Raw genomic sequence first — 23,081 nt, 5'->3', positions numbered from 1 at the left:
TTCGTCTCCGGCTAAAGGCCGCAGCGGGAAGGAATCAGCCCTTCACGCTGCCCAGCAACAGGCCCTGGATGTAGTAGCGCTGCAAGACCAGAAAGAGCAGCAGCACCGGCAGGATGGTGACGACCGAGCCGGCCATCATCAGTTCGTAATCCATCACGTGTTCGCGCGACAGGCCCGCCAGCGCGACCGGCAATGTCTGCAGGGCATCGTCACTCAACACGATCAGCGGCCACATGAAATCGTTCCATGCGCCCAGGAAGCTGAAGATCGCCAGCGTCACCAGGATGGGCTTCAATCCCGGCAGCACGATCTGGAAGAAGATACGCGCCTCGCTGGCGCCGTCGATGCGCGCGGCTTCAAGCAGTTCGTCCGGAATCGAGCGTGCGTACTGGCGCACCAGGAAGATGCCGAAGATCGCCGCCATGCCGGGCACGATGGCGCCGGCGTAGGTATTCACCAGGCCCATCTGCTTGAGCAGCAGGAACAGCGGCATCATCGCGACTTGCGCGGGAATCACCAGCGCGGCCAGCAACGCGCGGAAGGTGCGATCGCGCCCCTTGAAGCGCAGCTTGGCGAACGCATAGCCGGCCATCGTGTTGAACAGCAACGACAGCAGCATGACGCTGGTCGAGACGATGACACTGTTGAACAGGTAGCGGCCCATGCCGGCGCGCACGAACAGTTCGCGGTAGTTGTCCAGCGTCGGCGCCGACGGCAGCAGCGGCGGAGGGAAGTGGCCCGCCTCGCCGGTCTGCATGAAGGACACCGACAGCATCCACAGCAGCGGTCCGATGCTGACGAAGGCGAGTGCGACCAACAGCGCGTTGACGACGATGGCGGCGAGACGCTGGTTCATTCCACGCCCCGCTTGCGGGCGAACCACAGCAGCCCGCTGGTCACCGCCGTCATCAGGACGAACAGCAGGAACGCCACGGCGGATGCGTTGCCGAGGTTCCACCACTTGAAGCCTTCTTCGTACATCAGGTAGAGCACGCTCTTGGTGCTTTCCAACGGACCGCCCTGCGTCATCACATAGGGCTCGGCGAACAGCTGGAAGTAGCCGGCCATGGTCAGGATGCCGACCAGCAGCAGCACCGGGCCGAGCTGCGGCAGGGTGACGTGGCGGAACTGCGCCCAGCGCGAGGCGCCGTCGATGCGCGCGGCCTCGTACAGGTCTTCGGGGATGCTCTGCAGGCCGGCCAGGAAGATGATCATGTTGTAGCCGAAGTTCTTCCACACGGCGAACAGGATGATCGTCGGCATGGCCCACGCGGGATCGCCAAGCCAGTCGATCGGGTCGATGCCGACCCACGACAGCCCCCAGTTCACCAGGCCGTACTTGGTGTGGAACAGATAGCGCCAGATCACCGCGACCGCGACCACGGTGGTCACCACCGGCGCGAAGAACGCGGTGCGGAAGAAGCCCTTGAAGCGGCCGAGCTTGGAATGCAGCAGCATTGCCGCGCCCAGCGACAGCGTCACCGACAGCGGCACTCCGACCACGACGAAGTACACCGTGTTGCCCAGCGACTTCCAGAACATCGGGTTCTGCAGCAGGCCAATGTAGTTGTCGAAGCCGACGAAGCGCAGGTTGCCGATGTCGGCCAGCGCGTAGATGTCGAAGTCAGTCAGGCTCAACGCAAGCGCCGCCAGTACCGGCAGACCGAAGAAGAGCACGATGACGGTCAGCGCAGGCGCGGCGAACAGCCAGCCGGCAAGCGAATGCGAAGACCTCACGGTGCGGCTCCCGCATTCGCGGCCTGGTCGAGCATCCAGCGACGCTTCTCCAGGATGCGGTCCGCGCGACGGTCCAGTTCTTCGGCGGCCTGATCGACGGTCAGCCGACCGTTCGCGACCTGCTCGCCCACCAGGCGCATCTCGGTGGCGATGCGCTCCCACTCCGGCACCTTCGGCGTGGACACCGCACGTTCCAGTTGCTCGCGGAAAGCCTTGGCATACGGATCGTCTGCCAGTGCAGGCGTCAGCCATGGCGATCGGCGCGGCGGCAGATCGCCGGTCAGCGCATGAAACTCCGCCTGCACCTTCGGTGACGACAACCAGGCGATCAACTGCCAAGCGGCGTCCTTGTTCGGCGAATCCTTGAACACCACGAAGCTGGTGCCATTGGCGAGGGAGGCGCCTGGACCATTCGGACCGGGCAGCGGCATCGTCATCCAGTCCTTCTGCTGCGCGGCCGGCAGGCGCTCCTTGAACTTGGCGATGTTCCAGGGCCCGGAGATGTAGAACGAATAGAAGCCCTTGCCGAATTCGTCCCACACGTTGGAGATCTGGTTGTTGGTGACGACCGGCGCCCACTGCTGGTCGAACATTTCCTTGTAGAACCCGAGCGACTGCTTGAAGCCTGCACTGCGGAAGTTGCCGTAGCGGCCGTCGTCGCGCAGCAACGGTTCCGGTTGCTGGATCGCCAGGCTGAGCAGCGGTTCGAATTCGTTGAGCGGCAGCAGGATGGCGTAGTTGCCCGGCCCCGCGACCTGCTTGACCTCGCGCATCGCGGTCCGCCATTCGTCCCAGCTCGCCGGCAACGTCTTCACACCGGCTTTGGCCAGCATGTCGCGCCGGTAGAACGGCAGCCGGGTCTCGACGTACCACGGCACCGCGTACGCGCGGCCATCGATCACGCCGGTGTCCCACACGCCGGGAAAGAAGTCCGGCTGGTCGAAGCCCGGTGTCGCGGCGATTTCATCGTCCAGCGGTTCCAGCGCACCGAGCGCGGCGAACTCCGGAATCCAGGTGTTGCCGATGGGGCTCACGTCCGGCAACGACTCGCCGGCGAACGCGGTAAGCAGTTTCTCGTGTGCGGACAGCCACGGCACGATCTGCAGGTCGACATGGATATCGGGATGCTGGCGTTCGAATTCGGGCAGCAGCCTGGCGACGACTTCGCCTTCGTAGCCCATCACCCAGAACCGCACGGTAGTGCGGTCGTCCTGCGTGCGCGTACAGCCGACCATCGCCAATGCGAACAACAGGATCGCAAGAGAAGAGCAGCGCATCAGGGCCCTCCTTCCACCGGAGAAGACCCTGATGCGTGCCGGAGAGACTCCTGCTGGCGCACGCCGATCCATGCGGGCAGCTTACTCTGGCTGCTGCGGTCGCGCCGCCTCGGGCTGTGATGCCTGGTTGGCGCGCGATTCCGCTGTGCCCAGTGCACGTGCCGCCGCCGCGTCGAGGTCCGGTGGCGCGATCGGCGCCGCGGCCGCGCCCTCTGCCGCCTTCTCTGTCTTCGCATCCAGCCAGCCGCCCTGGAAGCCGGCCTTCTTCAGGCCATCGCGGATGTACGGATTCTTCTTCATCACGCTCCAGACGAAGTCGTTCCGGTAGTTCGCGATCATCGCCAGGATCGGGCCCTGGTCGATGCCGATGTAATCGCTGGCCACCCAGCCCTTGCCCGGCACGATGCGTCCTGTCTTCAGCGGAATGTCGTAGTCGAAGCTGGGATTGAACGAATCCAGGAAGCCGTAGCTGGAATACAGATAGTCACCATAACGGCGATGCATCTCCTCGGTGGCCGGAATGACGATCTCCGGCGCGAACGGCAACGACGCGATGGCGGCGGTCGGCGCGATGGTGCCGTCGTCGAAGTTCTCGCGGAAGCCGGCGCCACGCGCGGAATAGTGGCGGAACGGGCGCTGTTCGCCACGATACTCCTGCAGCGTCTGCTGCGGGCCATCGGACGCGGTCAGGCCCCAGACGTTCTCGCCGTAGTCCTTCCACTTCATCGGGTTCTCGGTCGCGTACGCACGCTGGGCGTACGTGGCGCGACGGCTGTTCTCGAAGTAGTCCATGCCGCGCTCGCGCATGTACGCGTCCTGGATGCCGCGGAAGTCGATCCAGACGTGGCTGTACTGGTGGCCGAAATGCGGCGCGAACGTCAGGTACTCCTGCCCCTGGAACACACCCCAGAGTTCGCTGTAGCTGCGCGTCCAGACTTCCCACGCGTCCTGGCCCACGGGATGCGTCGGCGAGGCCATCGCCAGGATGTAGACCATCATGGCTTCGTTGTAGCCCTTCCAGTCGTGCGGAATCGTGCCGCTCTCGGGGAACCAGCCCATCGAGATCAGCGGCTTGTTCTGCTGCAGGAAGGTCCAGTCGACGCGCTTGTAGATGGTGTCGGCGATCCAGCGGATCTCGCGCTCGCGCGGGTCGTCACGGTCGTAGTACGACTGCGCGAACAGCACGCCCATCAGCAGCAGCGAGGTGTCGACGCTGGACAGTTCGACCCAGGAGTTGAAGCGCTGCCCGGTATCCATGTCGAGGAAGTGGTAATAGAAGCCCTTGTGCCCGCCCTTCCCTTCCTTCTGCGGTCCCTGCGGCACATCACGCAGGAACTTCAGTGTGGTCAGCGTGCGATCGACGGCCTGCGTGCGGCTGACCCAGCCGTTCTCGATGCCGATGGGATACGCGGTAAGCGCATAGCCGATCGACGCGATGCTGGCGAACGGACGCGACGGATAGCGATCCGGCGTCATGCCATTCGCTTCGTTGGTGGTATCCCAGAAGAACTGGAACGTGCGGCGTTCGATGTCGCGGAACAGCGGAGGCAGTTCCGGCTTCGCCGGCGGCTCCGGCTTGGCGACGGCGGGGGCAGGTGCCGCCGGCTTGGTGGCGACGGGCGCCGCCTTCTCTTCCGGCGCTTTCTGGCAACCGGCGATCAACAGAGTCAGCGCAACGCCGATGAACCAGGACGAGCGCGGGGCTGGGGTGATCTTGTTCAAAACGTTTTCCCGTTGTAACCGTTTACAGAGGTGCATCAAACAAACCCGCCGGTCAGGCGACGCCCGGAGGCGTCGCCCGAGGGCGGGTGCGTATTACCAGTCGAAGCCGAAGGACAACTTGAACGTGCGCGTCGGCCACAGGATCTCGGTGCCGTTGCGGCGGCCGAAGCTGTCCGGCACGACTTCGCCGGGACCTCCGCGCCAATCCGCGTACTGGTTCCAGTTACGCCAGTTGAACGCGTTGATCAGATCGGCACGGACCTTGAAGCCGATATCGGTGCCGGTGCTCCAACGCTTCTCCAGCGCGAGATCGAACTGCTTGTAACCCAGCGTTCCTTCCGGCTCGAAGGGATCGAAGAAACAGTTGTCGAAGCTGGTCGTGTTGTTGCAGTTGATCGCATAGCGAGGACGCTGGCTGGCCAGCGTCAGCTTGCTGCTCAGCGTGACGTCCCACCCCAGGTCGAAGATGCCCGACATCACCAACCGGTGCTTCGGCACGCCGGTCGACGTGATCAACTCGTCGGGGATGACAGGATAGTCGCCCACGAAATTGCCGTTATTCTGCGCGGAGTCGATCAGGTTCTCCTCCGCGTCGCTGTAGGTGTACGCCAGGGTGAAACCCCAGCCCGACGCCTGCGTGAACGGCTTGTCGATCGAAAGCAGCAACGAGTTCAGGCGGGTTTCGATGCCGTTGTCGCCGAGAATGAGCGAGCCGTATCCTGGAATGGTCTGGCCCCAGGGCTGACCGCCCCAGGTCGCGCCGGGAACGTTGTAGTACCGGCCATCCGAGTAGCGGTTACCGAGACGGAAGTAAATGCCGTCGTGGCCGCGGATGTGCGAGATCGTCGCCGACGTGTTCCAGTCCTGGCCCCACAAGGTCACCGCATTGCGCATGCCGATGCTGAACTGGTCGGAGTACGGTGTCTCCAGATCATTGTTCAACAACCGCACTTCACCACCGGAACGGGGATTGGCTGCGGCATAAGCTGCGAGCCCCTCGGGCGTGAGCAGCGCGGGGTCGAAGGCGATGCAACTCGTTCCGCTGCATCCATGGATGGGCGTGGCGAAGTTGAGCTCGTAGGTGGTGAATGCGCCGGAGTAATACTCGCTCGCCATGTAGTCGAACAGATTGCGGTCGTACGCGCGGCCGGCACCACCGAAGATCACGTGGCGCTGGTCGCCATTGAGATCGTAGGAGAAGCCGAAGCGCGGAGCGAAATTGTTCTTGTCGTCATCGCGGTTGGAGCCGTTGCTGATGTAGTCCTCCACGTCGAAATCGGTGTTCTGGATGTTGGTCCAGCCACGCAATGCCGTCACGATGCCCGGATCCACCACGTAGTCGGTGTAACTCGGGGTCTGCTCGTAGTCCCAGCGGATGCCGAAGTTCAGGGTCAGCTTGTCGGTGACTTCCCAGTCATCCTGCACGTAGATGCCGAACTGGCGATTGTTGGACTCGATGAAGGGAGTACGGCCGGTGAACGGCGTGGTGTACTGGACCCGGTAGGGCTGCGTGAGGCTTTCGTTGACGTCGTACCAGTAGCGCGGATAGGGCGGGAACTGCTGGAACGCCTTGAGCTCCACGTCCTTGTACTTCACGCCGGCCTTGATCGTGTGCCGTTCCCATCCGTAGAACGTGAAGTCGTTCTGGATGCCCCAGCCTTCCTGGCCCTTGTCCTGGAAGTTGCCGCCACCGCCCGTGTTCAGCACGATCAGCGACAGGTTTCCGGGGTCGCTCGGATTGACGACCGTGTACGCATTGCTCGGCGCCTTGGTCAACGGCTGCGGGTTGTACGCCGACTCTTCGAACGTGATGTGCGCATCGTTCATCCAGTTCTCGGCCGAGTAAACCGAGCGCAGGTCGTAACGGGTCTCGTCGTTGACCAGCTGCGTGGCGCGGCTGACCGAATCCTGATTACCGATGTCCAGCGTACCGATCTCGTCACGTTGACGGAGCGTCAGCTCGATCAGGTGGGCGTCGGAAGCCTGCCAGCTCAGCTTTCCGAAGTAGAGGTCCTGATTGAAGGGCCGCGTCGCGCTGACGTACTGCGACGTGATCGATGACGGCAGCGTGCCGGGATTCACCTGGTTCGGCGGGATGATGTCCGCCGGAATCACGAAGTCCTTCGCTTCGTACGACACGAAGAAGTGCAGCTTGTCCTTGATGATGGGGCCACCAAAGGAAACGCCGTACTGTTCGGTGGTCTCCGGTGTCTTGGCGCCCGCGGCCTCTTCCCGTGGCGTCGCCTTACGCCAATCGTCGGAGGTGCGATCCCAGAAGAAACTGCCACTGAAATCGTTGGTGCCCGATTTCGTCACTGCGGTCACCGCCGCGCTGCTGATCTGGTCGTACTCCGCCTTGTAGTTGGAGGTGATGACCTTGTACTCGCCGATCGCGGACTGCGGGAACGGATTGCCACGGCTGTCATCTTGTCCAGTGATACCACCTGGGGTGACGTAATTCTTCTGGCCCACGCCATCGATGAATACGTTGATCTGACTGGAGCTCTGCGCACCGCTGCGCAGCTGCGATTCGTCGCCGTTGACGCTGGAGATGAATTGCATGCCCGGCACAGTGTCGGCGAACGCCAGGAAGTTGCGCGAATTCTGCGGCAAAGAGTCGATCTGCTTCTGACTGACGTACGTCGCCACTTCCGACGTCTTGGTCTCCACCAGCAACGGCGCGGTCACGCGCACCGTATCCAGCGTAGTCGCATCACCCGTCGGCGCGGACACCGGCGGCGCGTCCTGCAAGTTCAGCGTGGCGGTCTGACCCACGGCCAGCGTCACGGCTCGGCTTGTGGTCTGTCCACCGGCGTTAACTTCGATCCGGTAAGTACCCGGCGGCAGACCGCCGATGTTGTAGTTGCCGTTCGCCGCCTTCGTGGTGCGGGTCAGGCCAGTGTCCACGTTGGTCACGGTGACCGTGGAATCGGCGGTGACTGCACCGCGCAGCGTGGCGGACGTCGACTGCGCCATCACGTGCGGCGCGGCCATCGCCAGGCAGCTGGCCAGGGCGCATGACAGTAATTTGCGGTTGGGTCGGAATGTGGTGCGGTTGTGCTGCTTCATTGGCTCTCCCTCCAAAGATTGATGTACTGCGTATCGGCTTGATGCCGCTTGTAATCGATTACAACCCGCTCCAAAAAAAAGCGGCCCTGCATTTAGCTAAGTCGTTGCGTGGCGGCCCTCTCCCACACTGGAAGCCCTGATGATCAGTTCGGGGGTCAGCATGGCCGAGGGCGCCACACGCGCACCATCGGATTCAATCGCTTCCAGCAGACGGCTCATCGCCTGGCCACCCAACTCCGCAATACTGACCCGCATCGTGGTCAAGGTCGGGTGAACGAAACGCGCGAGCGGGATGTCATCGAAGCCGGCCAACGCAACGTCCTGCGGAACGCGCACACCGGCTTCGTTGAAGGCATACAGGCAGCCCAGCGCCATCATGTCGTTGGCTGCGAACACCGCCTGCGGCTTCTCTGCCGATTGCGCGATGCGCTTGCCGGCCTCGTAGCCGGACGACTCGCTGAAGTCGCCTGAAAACTCCTGACACTGCGCACCCGGCACGAAACGCGCCATCGCGTCGCGGTAACCGCGCAGGCGCTCCCGCGCATCGAAATTGCCTTCCGGCCCACCGATGAACGCGATACGCTGGTGGCCAGCGCCGGCGAGGTGTTCGACCATCGCGACGGCTGCGCTGTAGTTGTCGATGGTCAGTGCCGGATACGACGCATCCTGCACGTCCGTATTGATCAGCACGACGGGCAGCGACGACGGCAGGTTGTCAACGAGGAAGCCGGGGCGATCCGTATACGGCGACAACACCAGCAGGCCGTCGACGCGACCACGCATCGCACGCAGCGCTTCGCCCTGCTCTTCCGGATGGCCGTGGTAGCTGGACACCAGTAGGTGCTGGCGACGCGCGCGGGCGACCTGGTCGATGCCGCGGATCAGTTCGGAGAAGAATTCGCCGTACAGGTCAGGCAACACCACACCGATGGTCTGGGTGCGCCGGCTGCTCAGGCTGCGGGCCGCGGCATGCGGCTGGTAACGCAGGCGGTCGGCCGTGGCCAGGACCTGCTGACGGACGGATTCGGCGACGTTCTCGTGACCGTTCAGGGCACGCGACACGGTGGCGACGGAAACCCGCGCCTCGCGTGCGACATCCTTGATGGTGACCGAGGTTCGCGCCATTCCCGCCCCTCCGCGGTGATGACTTGCCTTGAGTGGCGCGGACTGTAACCGTTTTCACGGAAACGTGTAAAGCCCGCGTTAGTTGGAGCAAAAAAGCGCTTGGATTCAGCTATTTACGCGCGCTGCCGACAGATGAAAAATATTGCGACGCAGCATCGTCACTGCCGCGCCGCCGGTCTATTTATTGTGAGGCGACAGAGAACGACACCTGCTGTGTGCGGTCCGAACTGCCGCCCACAAACACCGTGAATGTGCCGGGTTCCACCACCTGCTGCATGCGATCGTCGTACATCGCCAGATCGTCGAAGCCGAGATCGAAACTGATGGTCTTCGATTCACCCGGCTGCAGCGCCACCCGCTGGAAACCACGCAGCAGCTTCACCGGGCGAGTGATGCTGGCGACGTCATCTCGGACGTACAACTGCACGACCTCCTCGCCCGCACGCTTGCCGGTATTGGTAACGCGCACGCTGACCTGCTGCTGCAGCGCGGACGGCGCCAGCGTCTTCTTCGACACCACCGGCGCGTCGTAACGGAAGGTGGTGTAGCTGAGACCATGACCGAACGCATACAGCGGCGTCCACGGCACGTCGAGATACTTGCTGGTGTACTTCTCCGTCTCACTCGGCGGACGACCGGTGTTCTTGTGCGCGTAGTAGATCGGCACCTGGCCGACATTGTGCGGGAACGTCACCGGCAACTTGGCTGACGGATTCACGTCGCCGAACAGTACGTCGGTGATCGCATGGCCACCTTCGATGCCGGGAAACCACGCTTCGAGGATCGCCGGCACCTTGCCTTTCAGGCCGCCGATGGACAGCGGACGCCCATTCAACAACACGACCACTACCGGCTTGCCGGTAGCCGCAACGGCCAGCGCGAGTTGCTCCTGCACGCCGGGCAGATCCAGCGATGTGCGGTTGTTCGCTTCCGCACTCATGTCGGGATGTTCGCCGAGGAACATCACCACAGCATCGGCCTGCTTTGCCGCCGCCACGGCCTGCGCGAAGCCGGACGTATCCTGGCTGTCGATATCGGCGCCCTTCGCCACGACCAGCCGGGTGGCGTCGCCAAGGGCGGCCTTCAGTCCTTCGATCGGCGTGACCGCATCCTCCTCGCGACCGGCGACTGCCCAGTTGCCGAGCATCGCGCGACGGTGGTCCGCCAGCGGCCCGATCACCGCCAGCGTGCGCACCGACTTCGACAGCGGCAGCACGTCGTTGTCGTTCTCCAGCAGCACTAGCGACTTCTGCGCCATCCGGCGCGCGTCGGCGCGATGTGCGGGCGTCAGCGTCATCGCACGCTCATGGGCGCCATCCGCCGTGCAAGAACGATAGGGATTTTCGAACAGACCCAGCCGGTACTTCGCATTGAGTACACGGCGCACGGACGCATCCAGCTGTGCCATCGGCACGCGACCCGCCTTCACCTCGGCCGGCAGATCCTTCACGTAGATCTGGCTGACCATGTCGACGTCCACGCCGGCGCGGAGGCCGAGCGCGCCCGCCTGCTTGCTGTCGGCCGCGATGCCATGCGGCATCAGCTCCATCACGCCGGTGTAATCACTGACCAGCAGGCCATCCCAGCCCCACTGCTTGCGCAGCAGATCCTCGATCAACGGCCGGTGCGCGTGCATCGGCACGCCGGCGATCTCGTTGAACGCCGCCATGATCGATTGCGCGCCAGCATCCACCGCCGCCTTGAAGGGCGGCAGGTAGAGCTCGTGCAGCGTGCGCTCCGAGATGTCCGCGACGTTGTAGTCGCGCCCGGCCTCGGCTGCACCATAGGCGACGAAGTGCTTGGCTGTTGCCAGCACTGCATCCGGCTTGCGCAGGTCATCGCCCTGGAAGCCGCGCACGCGCGCGGCAGCCAGCACCGACCCGAGATACGGGTCCTCGCCCGCCCCTTCCACCACACGACCCCAGCGCGGGTCGCGCGAGATGTCGACCATCGGGGCGTAGGTCCAATGGATGCCATGCGCCGACGCCTCGATCGCGGCAACCCGGGCGGCGTGCTGCACCTCGGCCGGGTCGAAGCTGGCCGATTCGCCCAGTGGCACCGGGAACACCGTGCGGTGGCCGTGGATGACGTCGTAACCGAACAGGAGCGGGATGCCGAGCCGCGACTCTTCCACGGCGATCTTCTGCAGGCGGCAGGTCAGCACGGCGCCTTGGGTGCCGAGGTAGGAGCCGATCTCGCCACGGCGGATCTGGTCCTCGTTGCCGGCCATCGCCGCCGGGCCGGTGTTGTTGCCGACCCCGGCAGGCTGGTTCAGCTGGCCGAGCTTTTCCTCCACCGTCATCTTCGCCATCAGGGCGTCGACGAAGGCTTTCTCGGCCGGGGTCGCATAGACCGGCGGTTTGGCGATGCCGGGGGCCGCAATCAGGGCGGCGGCCAATCCAAGCAGCAGCGGGGTCGGAGAATGGGGGTGTTTCCGGCTCATGGCGCCCTCCCGGCGTAACGAAAGGGGGCGAATGTAAACGTTTTCATGAGGCGCTGCATGCCGCAGTGCCAGATCGTACGCCCCCGGTCAGGCCGCTTCGGCCGGCGTACGCGCCTCGATGGCCAGGGCGTGGATGTCGGTCTGCATCATGTCGCCCAGCGCGGCGTAGACGGCCCGGTGTCGGGCCAGTGGCGCCTTGCCGACGAATGCTTCGCTGGTCACCCGGACGGTGAAATGGCCCCGCCCGTCGCGGGCGCCTTCGTGGCCGGCGTGCTTGTGGCTGTCGTCGACCACCTCCAGCGCGACCGGCTGCAGGGCGGACTCGAGCGCGGCCCGGATACGTTCGATCCGGCTCACGGCAGGACCTTGCGGAACGGACGGACATCGACGCGGACGTAGACCCCGGCCGCCACGTACGGATCGGCGTCGGCCCAGGCACGCGCGTCTTCCAGCGAATCGAATTCGGCGATCACGATGCTGCCGCTGAAGCCTGCCGGGCCTGGATCCTCAGCGTCGATCGCCGGGCACGGACCGGCCAGCAGCAGGCGGCCTTCGTCACGCAGGGCGGTCAGCCGGGCGAGATGCTCTGGCCGGGACGCCAACCGCTTGGCCAGGACATCGGCCCCGTCATGGCCTTCAATGGCATACCACATGGTGTTCACTCCCAAGGCGAAGACTGAATTGTACGTGCGCGCCCTGCTCCGGGTGCTGGACACGGTCCGGGCCAGGGCTTACCCTGTCCTTCATTGCACGGCCGGAAGCAGCGGCCCGTCCAAGGGAAAATCCGGTCACGCCGGCCTCCCTGCCCGTCGAGGGACCACCGGGACGTTCGATTCGCTGCCCCCACCCGCCCGCGCCCGACGACCTCTCGCTTGTCCGCCACCGCAGTCCTGCGGTGTGCTTTGCTGGTTGCTGTAAGGGAAGCGTTCGCCCTGCGACGCATGATGATGTTGGTGCATTGCCGGTTGCCACGCCGTCCTGCTGCGCGCAGGGTGACCCGCACGATGGCTGTTTCTTGATGAGCCCAGAACTCGCGTCCGACGCGAACCCACAAACCCCGACCACGCACCCCCAGCAGCAGGAAATGCCGCTGGCGGTAGTGCATGGCCAGCCGGTGCTGCAGATCCCGCAGGACCTGTACATCCCGCCGGACGCGCTGGAAGTCATCCTCGACGCGTTCGAAGGCCCACTGGACCTGCTGCTGTACCTGATCCGCCGGCAGAACCTGGACATCCTGGACATCCCCGTCGCCGAGATCACCCGGCAGTACGTGGACTACATCAATGTGATGCAGGAGCTGCGGTTCGAACTGGCCGCCGAGTACCTGCTGATGGCCGCCATCCTGGCCGAGATCAAGTCGCGCATGCTGCTGCCGCGGCCGGTCAGCGAGGAAGGCGAGGAAGGCGACCCGCGCGCCGAGTTGGTGCGCCGCCTGCAGGAGTACGAGCGCTTCAAGCAGGCTGCCGAGGATCTGGACGCCCTGCCCCGCCAGGACCGCGACACCACCCCGGTGCACGCCGACGTGCCGGACCGCGCGGCGGTCAAGCTGCCGCCGCCGGTGGAACTGAAGGAAATGCTGCTGGCGCTGCACGACGTGCTGAAGCGCGCCGAGCTGTTCACCGGCCATGCCATCAAGCGCGAGGCGCTGAGCGTGCGCCAGCGCATGGGCGACGTGCTGACGCGGCTGGAGGACGGCAAGTTCCACCGCTTCGAAAGCATGTTCACCCCCGAGGAAGGCAAGCTGGGCGTGCTGGTGACCTTCCTGGCCATGCTGGAACTGGCCAAGGAGCAGCTGCTCGACATCGTGCAGGAAGCTCCGCTCGCCCCGATCTACATCAAGTCGCTGGCGCTGAACAACACCAACGAGCCGCTGCAGTTCTCCAGCGAGTTCGACGACAGCGACGCCGCCAACGACAGCCCGTGACGCGGTAGGGCCGCAACGCCCGCCGCACTTCCGAACGACAGGACCGCATGGATCAATCGCTCATCAACCGCATCGTGGAGGCCGCTCTGATGGCCGCCACCCAGCCGCTGACGCTGGCGCAGCTACACGGCTTGTTCCCGGAAGAGGAACCGGCGCCGGAAGGCAGCGTCGAGGCTGCCGTGCAGCAGCTGACGGAAGCCTGCGCCGACCGTGGCGTGGAGCTGGTCGAGGTGGCTTCCGGCTATCGCTACCAGGTCAAGGCGGACGTGCATGCCTGGGTCGCGCGCCTGTGGACCGAGCGCAAGACCAAGTACACGCGCGCCACGCTGGAAACGCTGGCCCTGATCGCCTACCGCCAGCCGATCACCCGCGGCGAGATCGAGCAGGTCCGCGGCGTGGCGGTCAGCAGCAACATCATCCAGGCGCTGGAAGAACGCGAGTGGATCCGCGTGGTCGGCCATCGCGACGTGCCGGGCAAGCCGGCGCTGTTCGGCACCACCAAGGGCTTCCTCGACTATTTCGGCCTGAAGCGCCTGGACGAACTGCCGCCGCTGTCCGAACTCAAGGACATCGGCGAACTGGAACCGCAGCTGCCGCTGGACGGCGCCCCGCTGCCGGTCAGCATCGCCAGCGGCGATGCCGTCGACAGCGAACAGGACGACAGCGCGTCCAACGACAGCATGCAGGACGAAAGCACGCCCGTCGCGGACGATGACGGCGACACGGACGACACGCACCACGACACCGAGGCATCGGACGATGCCGACGACGACACCCCATCGGACGACACCGGCGATGACGCCGATGCCGACGATGAACCTCAACCCGAAGATGACGACGCCGCTGCTTCCGACCAGGAAGACCGGGCACCGTCGGAGCAGAAACAATGAGCAACACCCCCCCGAAGAAAACCACCCTGGGCAAGCTGTCGCTGAAGCGCGGCGAAGGCGCCGAAACGCCGGACACCACCCGCCTGGAAGAGCGCCTGCACAAGGTGCTGGCGCAGGCCGGCCTGGGCTCGCGCCGCGCGCTGGAACAGCGCATCGCCGACGGCCTGGTCAAGGTCAACGGTGAAACCGCGCAGACCGGCATGTCGGTCAAGGGCGGCGACCGCGTCGAACTGGACGGCAAGACCTTCGTCGCCAGCGCGCTGACCGAGCCCTCGCGCGTGCTGATCTACAACAAGCCGGAAGGCGAAGTCACCACGCGTGAAGATCCCGAAGGCCGCCCGACGATTTTCGAAGCGCTGCCGGCCCTGAAGGGCGCGCGCTGGATCGCCATCGGCCGCCTGGACATCAACACCACCGGTCTGCTGGTGCTGACCACCGACGGCGAACTCGCCAACGCGATGATGCACCCGTCGTACGAAGTCGAGCGCGAGTACGTCGTGCGCGTGCGCGCGCCGGAAGGCCAGGAAAGCGTGCCGGACAACATCGTTGACCGCCTCCGCCGCGGCGTGGCGCTGGACGACGGCCCGGCCAAGTTCGACGAGATCGAACGCATCGGCGGCACCGACTCGCACGACTGGTTCCGCGTGGTCGTCAAGGAAGGCCGCAACCGCGAAGTGCGCCGCCTGTGGGAGTCGCAGGGCTGCCAGGTCAGCCGCCTGAAGCGCGTGCGCTACGGCAAGGTCAGCCTGCCGCAGCCGCTGCTGCGCGGCCAGACGCAGGAATTGCCGGACGCGCAGGTCGAAGCGCTGCGCAAGGACCTGGGCCTGGACGTGGGCACGCCCGCCGCCCTGACGCTGCAGCCGGTGATCGGCCAGCGCAAGGCCGCCAAGTCCACCGTGCACGTGGGCGGCGGCCGCAGTGGCAGTGCCTACGTCAACGGCCACAACAGCGCCGACGAAGGCCGCGAACTGCGCCGCTTCGACCACGTGCGCGAAGACCGTGGCCGTGGTGGCCGCGGCAAGAAGCCGCATGGCGGCCTGACCGTCAGCGGTGAACAGGCGGCCAAGCAGTCGCAGCGCCCGTTCAAGCAGCGCACGCCGAAGGGCCCGAAGCCGTTGCCGGAAGGCAATCCGGCCGCGTTCCGCAGCTGGTACGTGCCGGATGGCGTGGATACCGGCCCGGCCGGTCATCGCAATGCCGGCCCCGGCGGCCCGAAGAAGCCCTATGGCGGCAAGCCGGGCGGTCGTCCCGGCGCAGGCGGCAAGCCGGGCGGCGGCGGCGCAGGCAAGCGCGGTCCCGGCGGTGGCCAGGGCGGCTTTGGTGGCGATCGCTTCGGCAATGACCGCGGCGGCAGTGCTGGCTTTGGTGCCGAGCGCGGTCCGCGTGGTGCGCAGGGCGCCGGCAAGCCGCAGCGTGCGGCACGTCCGTATGGGCATCCGGCCAGCGCGCCGAGCTTCCCGTCCGACCACGCCAACCCCGGCTTCAACCCGTACGGCCAGCAGCCGCGTGGCCCGCGTCCGCAGGGACGTCCGGGGGGCGGTGGCAATCGTCCGCAGCATGCCGGTCCGCGCCCGGGTGGGCGTCCGGCAGGCGGTCGTGGTCCGGGTGGTCGTCCCGGCGGCGGCGGACAGCGTGGCCCCCGCGGTGGCGGGCACGGTTGAGCAACCACACAGAAGGCGCCTATCGGCGCCTTCTTTTTTCCCGCGCCGTTCGATGCGACGCTCGCCGCGTGTTGAATGACGTCGTCGCGTCGCGCCGCCATGGGCATGGACGGCACCTGTCGGCTTCCCGGCCAAGGTATTGAGCACGATCAAAGGTCGGCGCGTGCCGGTCGGCTACAATGGCGTGTTGATTCGATAGACAAGACTCCCCCCATGTCCTCTGCGTTCGGCACCGAGACGGTGCTCGACGTCCGTCACTGGACGGACGCCTACTTCAGCTTCACCACCACCCGCGACGACGGTTTCCGCTTCGAGAACGGCCAGTTCGTGATGATCGGACTGGAGGTCAATGGCAAGCCGCTGCTGCGCGCCTACTCGATCGCCAGCGCAAACTGGGAAGAACAGCTCGAATTCTTCAGCATCAAGGTGCAGAACGGTCCGCTGACCTCGCGCCTGCAGCACATCAAGCCCGGCGATACCGTGCTGATCGGGCGCAAACCGACGGGCACGCTGCTGATCAGCGACCTGCACCCAGGCCGAAACCTCTACCTGTTGGGCACCGGCACTGGCCTGGCACCATGGCTCTCGGTGATCAAGGACCCGGAAACCTACGAGCGCTTCGACAAGGTCATCCTGACCCATGGCGTGCGCCATGCCGAAGACCTGGCCTACCGCGACTACTTCGAGAAGGAGCTGCCGCAGCACGAGTTCCTCGGCGAGACCATCCGCGAGAAGCTGCTGTACTACCCGGCCGTGACCCGCGAGGACTTCGTCCACCAGGGACGCCTGACCGACCTGATGGCCAGCGGCGCGATGATGGACAGCCTCGGTATCGCCCCGCTGGATGCGGAGCACGACCGCGCGATGATCTGCGGCAGCCCGCAGATGCTGGCCGATTTCCGCGAACTGCTGGACGGCCGCGGCTTCACCGCCGCACCGCGCATCGGTACCGCGGGCCAGTATGTGTTCGAGCGTGCTTTCGTCGAGAAGTAGACGAAGACCGCGTCGACGCGCTCAGACGTCGCGTTCCCCATAGCGTAGCCAAAGCACCGCTTCGGCTTCGGTCCCGAAGATCCGTGCATCGAAGCCATGCTCGTTCGCAAGCAGGCCGGCGAATTCGACCTCCGGAATCTGCTCCGTGTGCCGCTCCACGTAGGCGATGCGCACCGCTTCCATGCCCTGCCCCCGCATCGCCTGCACGAACTGCAGCAATTGTTCCGGCGGCGGCGGCAGGCCTTCCATGTCGTCGACCACCAGCAGACCGGAGGGCGAGAGCCGGCGCACTTCTTCGGCGATGGCGCGCCAGTACGCCAGTGTCGTCTCCAGCGTGCCATTGGTGCCGGTCACCCAGGCGCGCAGGCCGTAATCGGCGGTGCCGAACTCGATGTGGAACACGGGGGCGTCCGCACCTCTCATGCCACGGGTCAACCCAGCGCGGCGCGGATGTCGCCGGCCAGCGACTCGGGCGTATCGGTGGGCGCGTAGCGCTTGATGACCTTGCCGTCACGGCCGACCAGGAACTTGCTGAAGTTCCATTTGATCGCGGCGATGCCGAGCAACCCGCCCTTCTCCTTCTTCAACCATTTCCACAGCGGATGCGCGGCGTCGCCGTTGACGTCGATCTTGGCGAACATCGGGAACGTGACGTCGTAGTTCAGCGAGCAGAAGTTGCGGATTTCGGCCTCGTCGCCCGGCTCCTGATGGCCGAACTGGTCGCACGGGAAGCCGAGCACGACCAGGCCCTGCGGACCGAACTCGCGCCACAGCGCTTCCAGGCCCGTGTACTGCGGCGTGAACCCGCACTTGGACGCGACGTTGACGATCAACAGGGCCTTGCCCTGGTACTCGGACAGCGACCGCTCGCGACCGTCGAGGTCCTGGGCGGAAAAATCGTAGGCGGTGGTCATGTCAGGCTCCGGGAAAGGCGCTATCAGACACCTGCCGCGGCCGTGGGGCAAGCGTCGCCCCTCGCGCACGTACCGTGGGAAACCGTACCCGCTTGCGCTACCGTGCAGGCCACCGGCCCAGGGAACCCGTCATGCAGGACGCCATTGCAGACCCCGCCAGCCACGCCAACCTGTACATCCATGTCCGCATCCTGCTGGGCATGATCGTAGGCCTCGGCTTGACCCATCTGCTGCGCCACGTGGCGCGGATCGTCGAGCGTCCACACGCCCATCGCGTCCATGGCGTGCACCTGCTCTGGGCGGCTTTCATGTTCGTCTACGTGCTACATTTCTGGTGGTGGCAGTTCAGCCTGTCCCACCAGGCGCACTGGAACTTCACGCTCTACCTGTACGTCACCCTCTACGCATTGCTGCTGTACCTGCTTTGTGCGCTGGTGTTTCCCGAATCGCTGGCCGAAGGCGTGGGATACCGCGAGTACTACTACGGACGGCGACGCTGGTTCTTCGGCCTGCTGGCGCTGATGTTCGTCATCGACATAGGCGATACGCTGATCAAGGGTCCCGCCTACCTGCAGCAGCTCGGACCGGAGTACTGGGTCCGCAACACGGTGTTCGTGCTCGCAAGTCTGGCGGCCATCGCCACGCGCAGTCCGCGCTTCCACGGCATGTTCGCCGTGGCCGCACTGCTCTACGAACTGTCGTGGATCTGGCGGCGCTACGAGATCCTGTCGTAAGCGCCACCTCTTCGCGACTCATCGGGCAGGTTGGACCTTCAGCGCCGGCACGAACGGCGTGATGCCCAGCGCTTCGTGGATCTCTGCCGGGTAGTAGGCACGGCCATCCTTGATGACCAGCGCCAGCTTGCGGATATCGGCGATATCCGCGGTCGGATCGCCATCCACCAGCACCAGGTCCGCACGCTTTCCTGGCGTGATGGAACCGGCATCGTCCAGCGTGCGGCTGTACTTAGCACCGTTCCAGGTCGCGATCTGCAACACCTGCGACGGCGTCAGCCCCGCCTGCACGTACAGCTCCAGTTCGCGCTGCAGAGTGAAGCCCGGCAACTCGTCGGTGCCCGCGACCAGCGGCACGCCGGCGCGGTACATGCGCCCGGTGAACTCGACCAGCTTGTCGAAGCTGCGCTTGTAGCGCGCGCCGGTGGCGTCATCGGGAATGTCCATTTCCGCCGCACGCCGACCGCGCTGCACGTCCGGCGGCAGATGGTCGGCCACGTCGGCGACGATCGGCGACAACTGGCCTTCGCGCTGGTGGATGAACTCGAACGTCGCCAGCGTGGGATCGATGACGATCTGCTTCTTCGCCAGCTCGGCGATAAAGTCTTGCACCGGCTTGCTGTCGAAGTCTAGTCCGTCGGTCTTGTCCGCGACGAGGTAGAAGCGGGCGAGCGTGCGCGTGTCTGTCTCGGGAGTGACGAAGAAGTTCAGCATCACCTGATTGATGTGCTGGATCTCGTCGTAACCCTGCTCCACCACGTCCTGCGCGCGCAGGAACGCCGGCACGTGTCCGCTGACACGGATACCGCGCTGGTGCGCGTACGCAGTCGTGTCGCGCAGGATCTCCTTGGGAAAGGAGTTGTAGATCTTGATCTGCGGATAGCCGTGTTCGACGTACCAGTCAATCGCCTGCTTCGCGCCGGCCAGGTCCTTCACCACGAAGCCGCCCTGCGACGAATGCGGACTCTGGCCTTCGATGTAGCCGGCAGGGATCACCCGCGGATGCATCAGCGTGCCGTCCCGCTCCTCCGCCATCAGCTGCTGCAGCGTGGCGTTGTCGTTGCCCATGTCGCGCGCGCTGGTCACGCCCGCGGCCAGGTGCAGTCCGCCTTCCCAGGCACCGGCGTGCACGTGCATGTCGTACAGCCCCGGCAGCAGCACACGATTGCCCGCATCGACCACGTTGTCGGCGGCAACCCTCGACTGGCCGACCGGCGAGACGGCCAGAATCCTGCCATCCCGGACGACCACGTCCGACGCTGCGCCCAGCACGGCCTTCTCGCTGTCGAATACGCGCGCATTGCGGATCAGCGTGGTGCCCGGCAACGGATGCGCCAGGCGTTGTTGCAACACCACCAGCGCTTCACGTTCGGCGGTCTTCTGGCGGGCTTCGAGCGCATTGGCACTGCCCTGCCAGCCGTCCTCGATCAGCTGCAGGAACCCGGGATAGATAAAGGCGAACAGACGGGGCTCGGCATCGCGCGTCACCCAGACGAAGCTGGGCGTGAAGCCGATGCCGGTCAGCGCCAGCAGGTCGACCGTCTGCATCTTCTTGCCGCTGGTGATGTCCATCGACGCGACCTTGCGCTGCGTCAGCATGCCGCTCGGTACCAGCGGCAGCTTGCCGTCGGGTTGCTTGGCCAGCGCCGCCAGCGCCACCGACATCGACGCCGGCGTGCCGCCCAGTGGCGTATACAACGCGGTGCCGGTGAAGGCGTGCGTACCGCTGTCCGACGTGCTCTTCCACATGCCGGTATCACCGTTGCGGGTGAACGTTTCATCTACCGGCGCACCGAACGTCGAAGCGCCCTTCACCTGATAGCGGTCGTAGGTGCCGTCTGCGCGCAGCCGGAATTCCTCCTTCAGCTCCGGTCCACGCCCGTTGTCCTTGAAGATGAAGTCGACGCGCGTGGTGCCGTCATCTCCCAAGGTAACCGTCTGTTCGCCGGCCTTCTTGCCGCCGTCCACCAGGGCGACGTACTTCAGGGTTTCGGCGGCCAGCGCCGACGGGGCCAGCAGCAACGCACAACAGAAGGCAAGGACGGGCTTCACAGGTCTCTCCGACAGAGGCATAGGCGCCATTCTGCCGCAGCTTGGAGCGCCGCCAGCCCGGTCGCCCATGCCTTTCGTCATGGGTCCGACCTCCCCCCCTGGGTTACCCTTGGAAATCCACCTTTGTAAGGACGTAGCGCTTCATGACCACCCGCCTCGCCCTCGCGCTTGCCGCGACCCTCGGACTCGCCATGCCCGCCTACAGCCAGGCCGCCACGCCGGCCACCCAGAGTGCCCAGGCCGCCAACCCCTTCTTCGCCGAAAGCCCGCTGCCGCTGCATTACCCGCAGTTCGACAAGATCAAGGACAGCGATTTCGCTCCCGCCTTCGACGCCGGCATGGCCGAGCAACTGAAGGAAATCGATGCGATCGCCAACAACAAGGCGGCACCGACCTTCGACAACACCATCATCGCGCTGGAGAAGTCCGGCCAGGTGCTGGATCGCGCGACCACGGTGTTCTTCAACCTGGTCGGTACCGACACCAACGACGCACGCAACAAGCTGCGCGCCGACTATTCGGCCAAGTTCGCCGCGCACGGCGACGCCATCAGTCTCAACCCCAAGCTGTTCGCGCGCATCAAGGCGCTGTTCGACAAGCGCACCACGCTGGGCCTGGATGCGCAGGGCGTGCGCCTGATCGAGCGCTACCACACCAGCTTCGTGCGCTCCGGCGCCAACCTCAACGATGCCGACAAGGCCACGTTGAAGACGATGAATGCCGAACTCGCCTCGCTGGGTACCCAGTTCAGCGATTTCGTGCTGAAGGAAGTCAACGCGTCGGCCGTCGTGGTCGATGACGTGAAGCAGCTCGACGGCTTCACCCCGGGCCAGATCGCCACCGCCGCCGAAGCCGCCAAGAAGCGTGGCCATGAAGGCAAGTACGTGCTGACCCTGCTCAACACCACCGGCCAGCCGCCGGAGTCCCAGCTGACCAACCGCGCCCTGCGCCAGCGCCTGCACGAGGCCTCGGTCGCGCGCGGCAGCCATGGCGGCGAATTCGACACCACCGCGCTCGTCTCGCGCATCATGAAGCTGCGCGCCGACCGCGCGAAGCTGCTGGGCTATCCCAACCATGCCGCCTACGGCCTGGAAGACCAGACTGCGCGCACGCCGGAAGCCGTCAACGCGATGCTGGGCAAGCTGGCACCGGCCGCGGTGGCCAACGCCAAGCGCGAAGCCGCCGACCTGCAGGCGATGATCGACCAGGAACAGAAAGCCAAGGGGCAGCCGACCTTCGCGCTCGAGCCGTGGGACTGGGCGTTCTACTCCGAGAAGGTCCGCGCCGCGAAGTACAACTTCGACGAATCGCAGCTCAAGCCGTACTTCGAGATGAAGAACGTGCTGGAGAACGGCGTGTTCTTCGCCGCCAACCAGCTGTACGGCCTGACGTTCAAGGAACGCACCGACCTGCCGAAGTACCACGCCGACACGTGGACCTACGACGTGTTCAACGCCGACGGTTCGCAGCTCGCGATCTTCATCTTCGACCCCTACGCGCGCGACTCCAAGCGCGGCGGCGCGTGGATGAATTCGTACGTGTCGCAGTCGGGCCTGAGTGGCGACAAGCCGGTGGTGGCCAACCACCTCAACGTGCCCAAGCCGCCGACCGGTGAGCCCACGCTGATGACGTGGGACGAAGTGACCACCACGTTCCACGAATTCGGCCATGCGCTGCACGGCATGTTCTCCGACGTGAAGTATCCGTACTTCAGCGGCACCAGCGTGCCACGCGACTTCGTGGAGTACCCGTCGCAGGTCAACGAGATGTGGGCCGACTGGCCGTCGATCCTGGCCAACTACGCCAAGCACTACAAGACCGGCGAACCGCTGCCGCAGGCACTGCTGGACAAGGTGATCGCCGCGTCCAAGTTCAACGAAGGCTTCAAGACCACCGAGTACCTGGGCGCCGCCATGCTGGACCAGCGCTGGCACCAGATCACCGCCGATCAGGTGCCCGCTGCCGACGGCGTGATGAAGTTCGAGGCCGCCGCGCTGGCGGCCGACGGCATCAACTACGCACCGGTGCCGCCGCGCTACAAGACGCCCTACTTCAGCCACATCATGGGCGGCTACTCGGCGGGTTACTACGCCTACATCTGGTCGGAAGTGCTGGACGCCAACAGCGTGGAGTGGTTCAAGAACAACGGCGGCCTGAAGCGCGAGAACGGCGACCATTTCCGCAAGACCCTGCTGTCGCAGGGCGGCAGCCAGGACGCGATGAAGCTGTTCCGCGACTTCGCCGGCCACGATCCGAAGATCGAGCCGCTGCTGGAGAAGCGTGGCCTGACCGCGCCGGCCAGCGCCACACCGGCTCCCGCGGCCACGCAGGGTCGCTGAGTACCGCGACGGCACCGTCGCACGCCGTCGCAACCACGCCACCTTCGGGTGGCGTGGTTGTTTTCAGGGGTCGTGTTTGCGCAGCGAGACCGGCGGGTTTTCCACAGGGCGTGTGGATGGATACTGCACGAAACTGTGGATAACTACCGCGCGCCCTTGCGCCGCGGTGCTGTCAAGACGGATGGCGGATTTTTCGCCACC

At 65.3% G+C, this 23,081-nt stretch carries 17 protein-coding genes and 1 pseudogene; 6 read left to right on the top strand and 12 right to left on the bottom strand.

Annotated elements, in window-relative coordinates:
- Positions 1-34 precede the first annotated feature (34 nt).
- The 9 genes from IB225_RS18565 to IB225_RS18525 all read right to left on the bottom strand — a co-directional run bounded on the left by IB225_RS18565 (position 35) and on the right by IB225_RS18525 (position 12,026).
- Positions 35-856: a carbohydrate ABC transporter permease gene (locus tag IB225_RS18565; protein ID WP_192313856.1), complete on the bottom strand. Its 822-nt coding sequence runs from the start codon at positions 854-856 to the stop codon at positions 35-37.
- Complete coding sequence (locus IB225_RS18560) at positions 853-1,737, bottom strand: sugar ABC transporter permease (protein WP_192313853.1); 885 nt, start codon at positions 1,735-1,737, stop codon at positions 853-855. Before IB225_RS18560 ends, IB225_RS18565 begins: the two co-directional genes overlap by 4 nt.
- Positions 1,734-3,014, bottom strand: a complete 1,281-nt coding sequence (locus IB225_RS18555; protein ID WP_192313850.1) for a sugar ABC transporter substrate-binding protein — start codon at positions 3,012-3,014, stop codon at positions 1,734-1,736. Before IB225_RS18555 ends, IB225_RS18560 begins: the two co-directional genes overlap by 4 nt.
- An 81-nt stretch (positions 3,015-3,095) precedes the next feature.
- Positions 3,096-4,736 (bottom strand): glucoamylase family protein, encoded by a 1,641-nt coding sequence (locus IB225_RS18550; RefSeq protein ID WP_225584078.1) that lies wholly within the window; start codon positions 4,734-4,736, stop codon positions 3,096-3,098.
- Positions 4,737-4,829: 93 nt separating this feature from the next.
- Positions 4,830-7,805, bottom strand: a complete 2,976-nt coding sequence (locus tag IB225_RS18545; RefSeq protein ID WP_192313844.1) for a TonB-dependent receptor — start codon at positions 7,803-7,805, stop codon at positions 4,830-4,832.
- Positions 7,806-7,901: 96 nt separating this feature from the next.
- The gene (locus IB225_RS18540) at positions 7,902-8,930 is read right to left on the bottom strand and encodes a LacI family DNA-binding transcriptional regulator (RefSeq protein ID WP_192313841.1); all 1,029 of its coding nucleotides are present in this window, start codon (positions 8,928-8,930) and stop codon (positions 7,902-7,904) included.
- Positions 8,931-9,111: 181 nt separating this feature from the next.
- Entirely contained in the window at positions 9,112-11,373 is a 2,262-nt protein-coding gene (bglX, locus tag IB225_RS18535; RefSeq protein WP_192313839.1) for a beta-glucosidase BglX, read from the bottom strand.
- An 87-nt stretch (positions 11,374-11,460) separates the two neighbouring features.
- A complete protein-coding gene (locus IB225_RS18530) occupies positions 11,461-11,730 on the bottom strand; it encodes a BolA family protein (protein WP_192313836.1) in 270 nt (89 codons plus the stop codon).
- Entirely contained in the window at positions 11,727-12,026 is a 300-nt protein-coding gene (locus IB225_RS18525; protein ID WP_192313833.1) for a YciI family protein, read from the bottom strand. Before IB225_RS18525 ends, IB225_RS18530 begins: the two co-directional genes overlap by 4 nt.
- Before the next feature lie 365 nt (positions 12,027-12,391).
- Here IB225_RS18525 and IB225_RS18520 point away from each other — a divergent pair, with 365 nt between their 5' ends.
- The 4 genes and pseudogenes from IB225_RS18520 to IB225_RS18505 all read left to right on the top strand — a co-directional run bounded on the left by IB225_RS18520 (position 12,392) and on the right by IB225_RS18505 (position 16,841).
- Complete coding sequence (locus tag IB225_RS18520) at positions 12,392-13,297, top strand: ScpA family protein (RefSeq protein ID WP_192313830.1); 906 nt, start codon at positions 12,392-12,394, stop codon at positions 13,295-13,297.
- 47 nt (positions 13,298-13,344) lie between these two features.
- Positions 13,345-13,899: pseudogene (scpB, locus tag IB225_RS18515) on the top strand (SMC-Scp complex subunit ScpB); the annotation flags it as partial.
- 284 nt (positions 13,900-14,183) lie between these two features.
- A complete protein-coding gene (locus IB225_RS18510; RefSeq protein WP_192313823.1) occupies positions 14,184-15,848 on the top strand; it encodes a pseudouridine synthase in 1,665 nt (554 codons plus the stop codon).
- A 213-nt stretch (positions 15,849-16,061) separates the two neighbouring features.
- A complete protein-coding gene (locus tag IB225_RS18505) occupies positions 16,062-16,841 on the top strand; it encodes a ferredoxin--NADP reductase (RefSeq protein ID WP_192313820.1) in 780 nt (259 codons plus the stop codon).
- A gap of 21 nt (positions 16,842-16,862) precedes the next feature.
- On the opposite strand, the gene IB225_RS18500 is transcribed toward IB225_RS18505, so the two are convergent.
- Positions 16,863-17,243, bottom strand: coding sequence for a hypothetical protein (locus tag IB225_RS18500; RefSeq protein WP_192313817.1), 381 nt, complete (start codon positions 17,241-17,243; stop codon positions 16,863-16,865).
- A 29-nt stretch (positions 17,244-17,272) separates the two neighbouring features.
- The gene (locus IB225_RS18495; protein WP_192313813.1) at positions 17,273-17,755 is read right to left on the bottom strand and encodes a glutathione peroxidase; all 483 of its coding nucleotides are present in this window, start codon (positions 17,753-17,755) and stop codon (positions 17,273-17,275) included.
- Between the two features lie 131 nt (positions 17,756-17,886).
- Here IB225_RS18495 and IB225_RS18490 point away from each other — a divergent pair, with 131 nt between their 5' ends.
- Complete coding sequence (locus IB225_RS18490; RefSeq protein WP_192313810.1) at positions 17,887-18,489, top strand: hypothetical protein; 603 nt, start codon at positions 17,887-17,889, stop codon at positions 18,487-18,489.
- Between the two features lie 18 nt (positions 18,490-18,507).
- On the opposite strand, the gene IB225_RS18485 is transcribed toward IB225_RS18490, so the two are convergent.
- The gene (locus tag IB225_RS18485; protein WP_345776651.1) at positions 18,508-20,541 is read right to left on the bottom strand and encodes an amidohydrolase family protein; all 2,034 of its coding nucleotides are present in this window, start codon (positions 20,539-20,541) and stop codon (positions 18,508-18,510) included.
- A gap of 143 nt (positions 20,542-20,684) precedes the next feature.
- Here IB225_RS18485 and IB225_RS18480 point away from each other — a divergent pair, with 143 nt between their 5' ends.
- Complete coding sequence (locus tag IB225_RS18480; protein ID WP_192313804.1) at positions 20,685-22,880, top strand: M3 family metallopeptidase; 2,196 nt, start codon at positions 20,685-20,687, stop codon at positions 22,878-22,880.
- Positions 22,881-23,081: the final 201 nt, after the last annotated feature.

This window comes from Pseudoxanthomonas sp. PXM02 (genome assembly GCF_014851805.1).
Lineage (GTDB): Bacteria > Pseudomonadota > Gammaproteobacteria > Xanthomonadales > Xanthomonadaceae > Pseudoxanthomonas_A.
The sequence above is the reverse complement of the archived record's forward strand: the minus strand, read 5'-3'. Positions and strand labels throughout refer to the sequence as shown.

Excerpts from the sequence above, each read along its gene's own strand:
- IB225_RS18565 (WP_192313856.1), bottom strand. The coding sequence starts at position 856 with ATGAACCAGCGTCTCGCCGCCATCGTCGTCAACGCGCTGTTGGTCGCA.
- IB225_RS18555 (WP_192313850.1), bottom strand. The coding sequence starts at position 3,014 with ATGCGCTGCTCTTCTCTTGCGATCCTGTTGTTCGCATTGGCGATGGTC.
- IB225_RS18545 (WP_192313844.1), bottom strand. The coding sequence starts at position 7,805 with ATGAAGCAGCACAACCGCACCACATTCCGACCCAACCGCAAATTACTG.
- IB225_RS18540 (WP_192313841.1), bottom strand. The coding sequence starts at position 8,930 with ATGGCGCGAACCTCGGTCACCATCAAGGATGTCGCACGCGAGGCGCGG.
- bglX (WP_192313839.1), bottom strand. The coding sequence starts at position 11,373 with ATGAGCCGGAAACACCCCCATTCTCCGACCCCGCTGCTGCTTGGATTG.
- IB225_RS18525 (WP_192313833.1), bottom strand. The coding sequence starts at position 12,026 with ATGTGGTATGCCATTGAAGGCCATGACGGGGCCGATGTCCTGGCCAAG.
- IB225_RS18520 (WP_192313830.1), top strand. The coding sequence starts at position 12,392 with ATGAGCCCAGAACTCGCGTCCGACGCGAACCCACAAACCCCGACCACG.
- IB225_RS18510 (WP_192313823.1), top strand. The coding sequence starts at position 14,184 with ATGAGCAACACCCCCCCGAAGAAAACCACCCTGGGCAAGCTGTCGCTG.
- IB225_RS18505 (WP_192313820.1), top strand. The coding sequence starts at position 16,062 with ATGTCCTCTGCGTTCGGCACCGAGACGGTGCTCGACGTCCGTCACTGG.
- IB225_RS18495 (WP_192313813.1), bottom strand. The coding sequence starts at position 17,755 with ATGACCACCGCCTACGATTTTTCCGCCCAGGACCTCGACGGTCGCGAG.
- IB225_RS18490 (WP_192313810.1), top strand. The coding sequence starts at position 17,887 with ATGCAGGACGCCATTGCAGACCCCGCCAGCCACGCCAACCTGTACATC.
- IB225_RS18480 (WP_192313804.1), top strand. The coding sequence starts at position 20,685 with ATGACCACCCGCCTCGCCCTCGCGCTTGCCGCGACCCTCGGACTCGCC.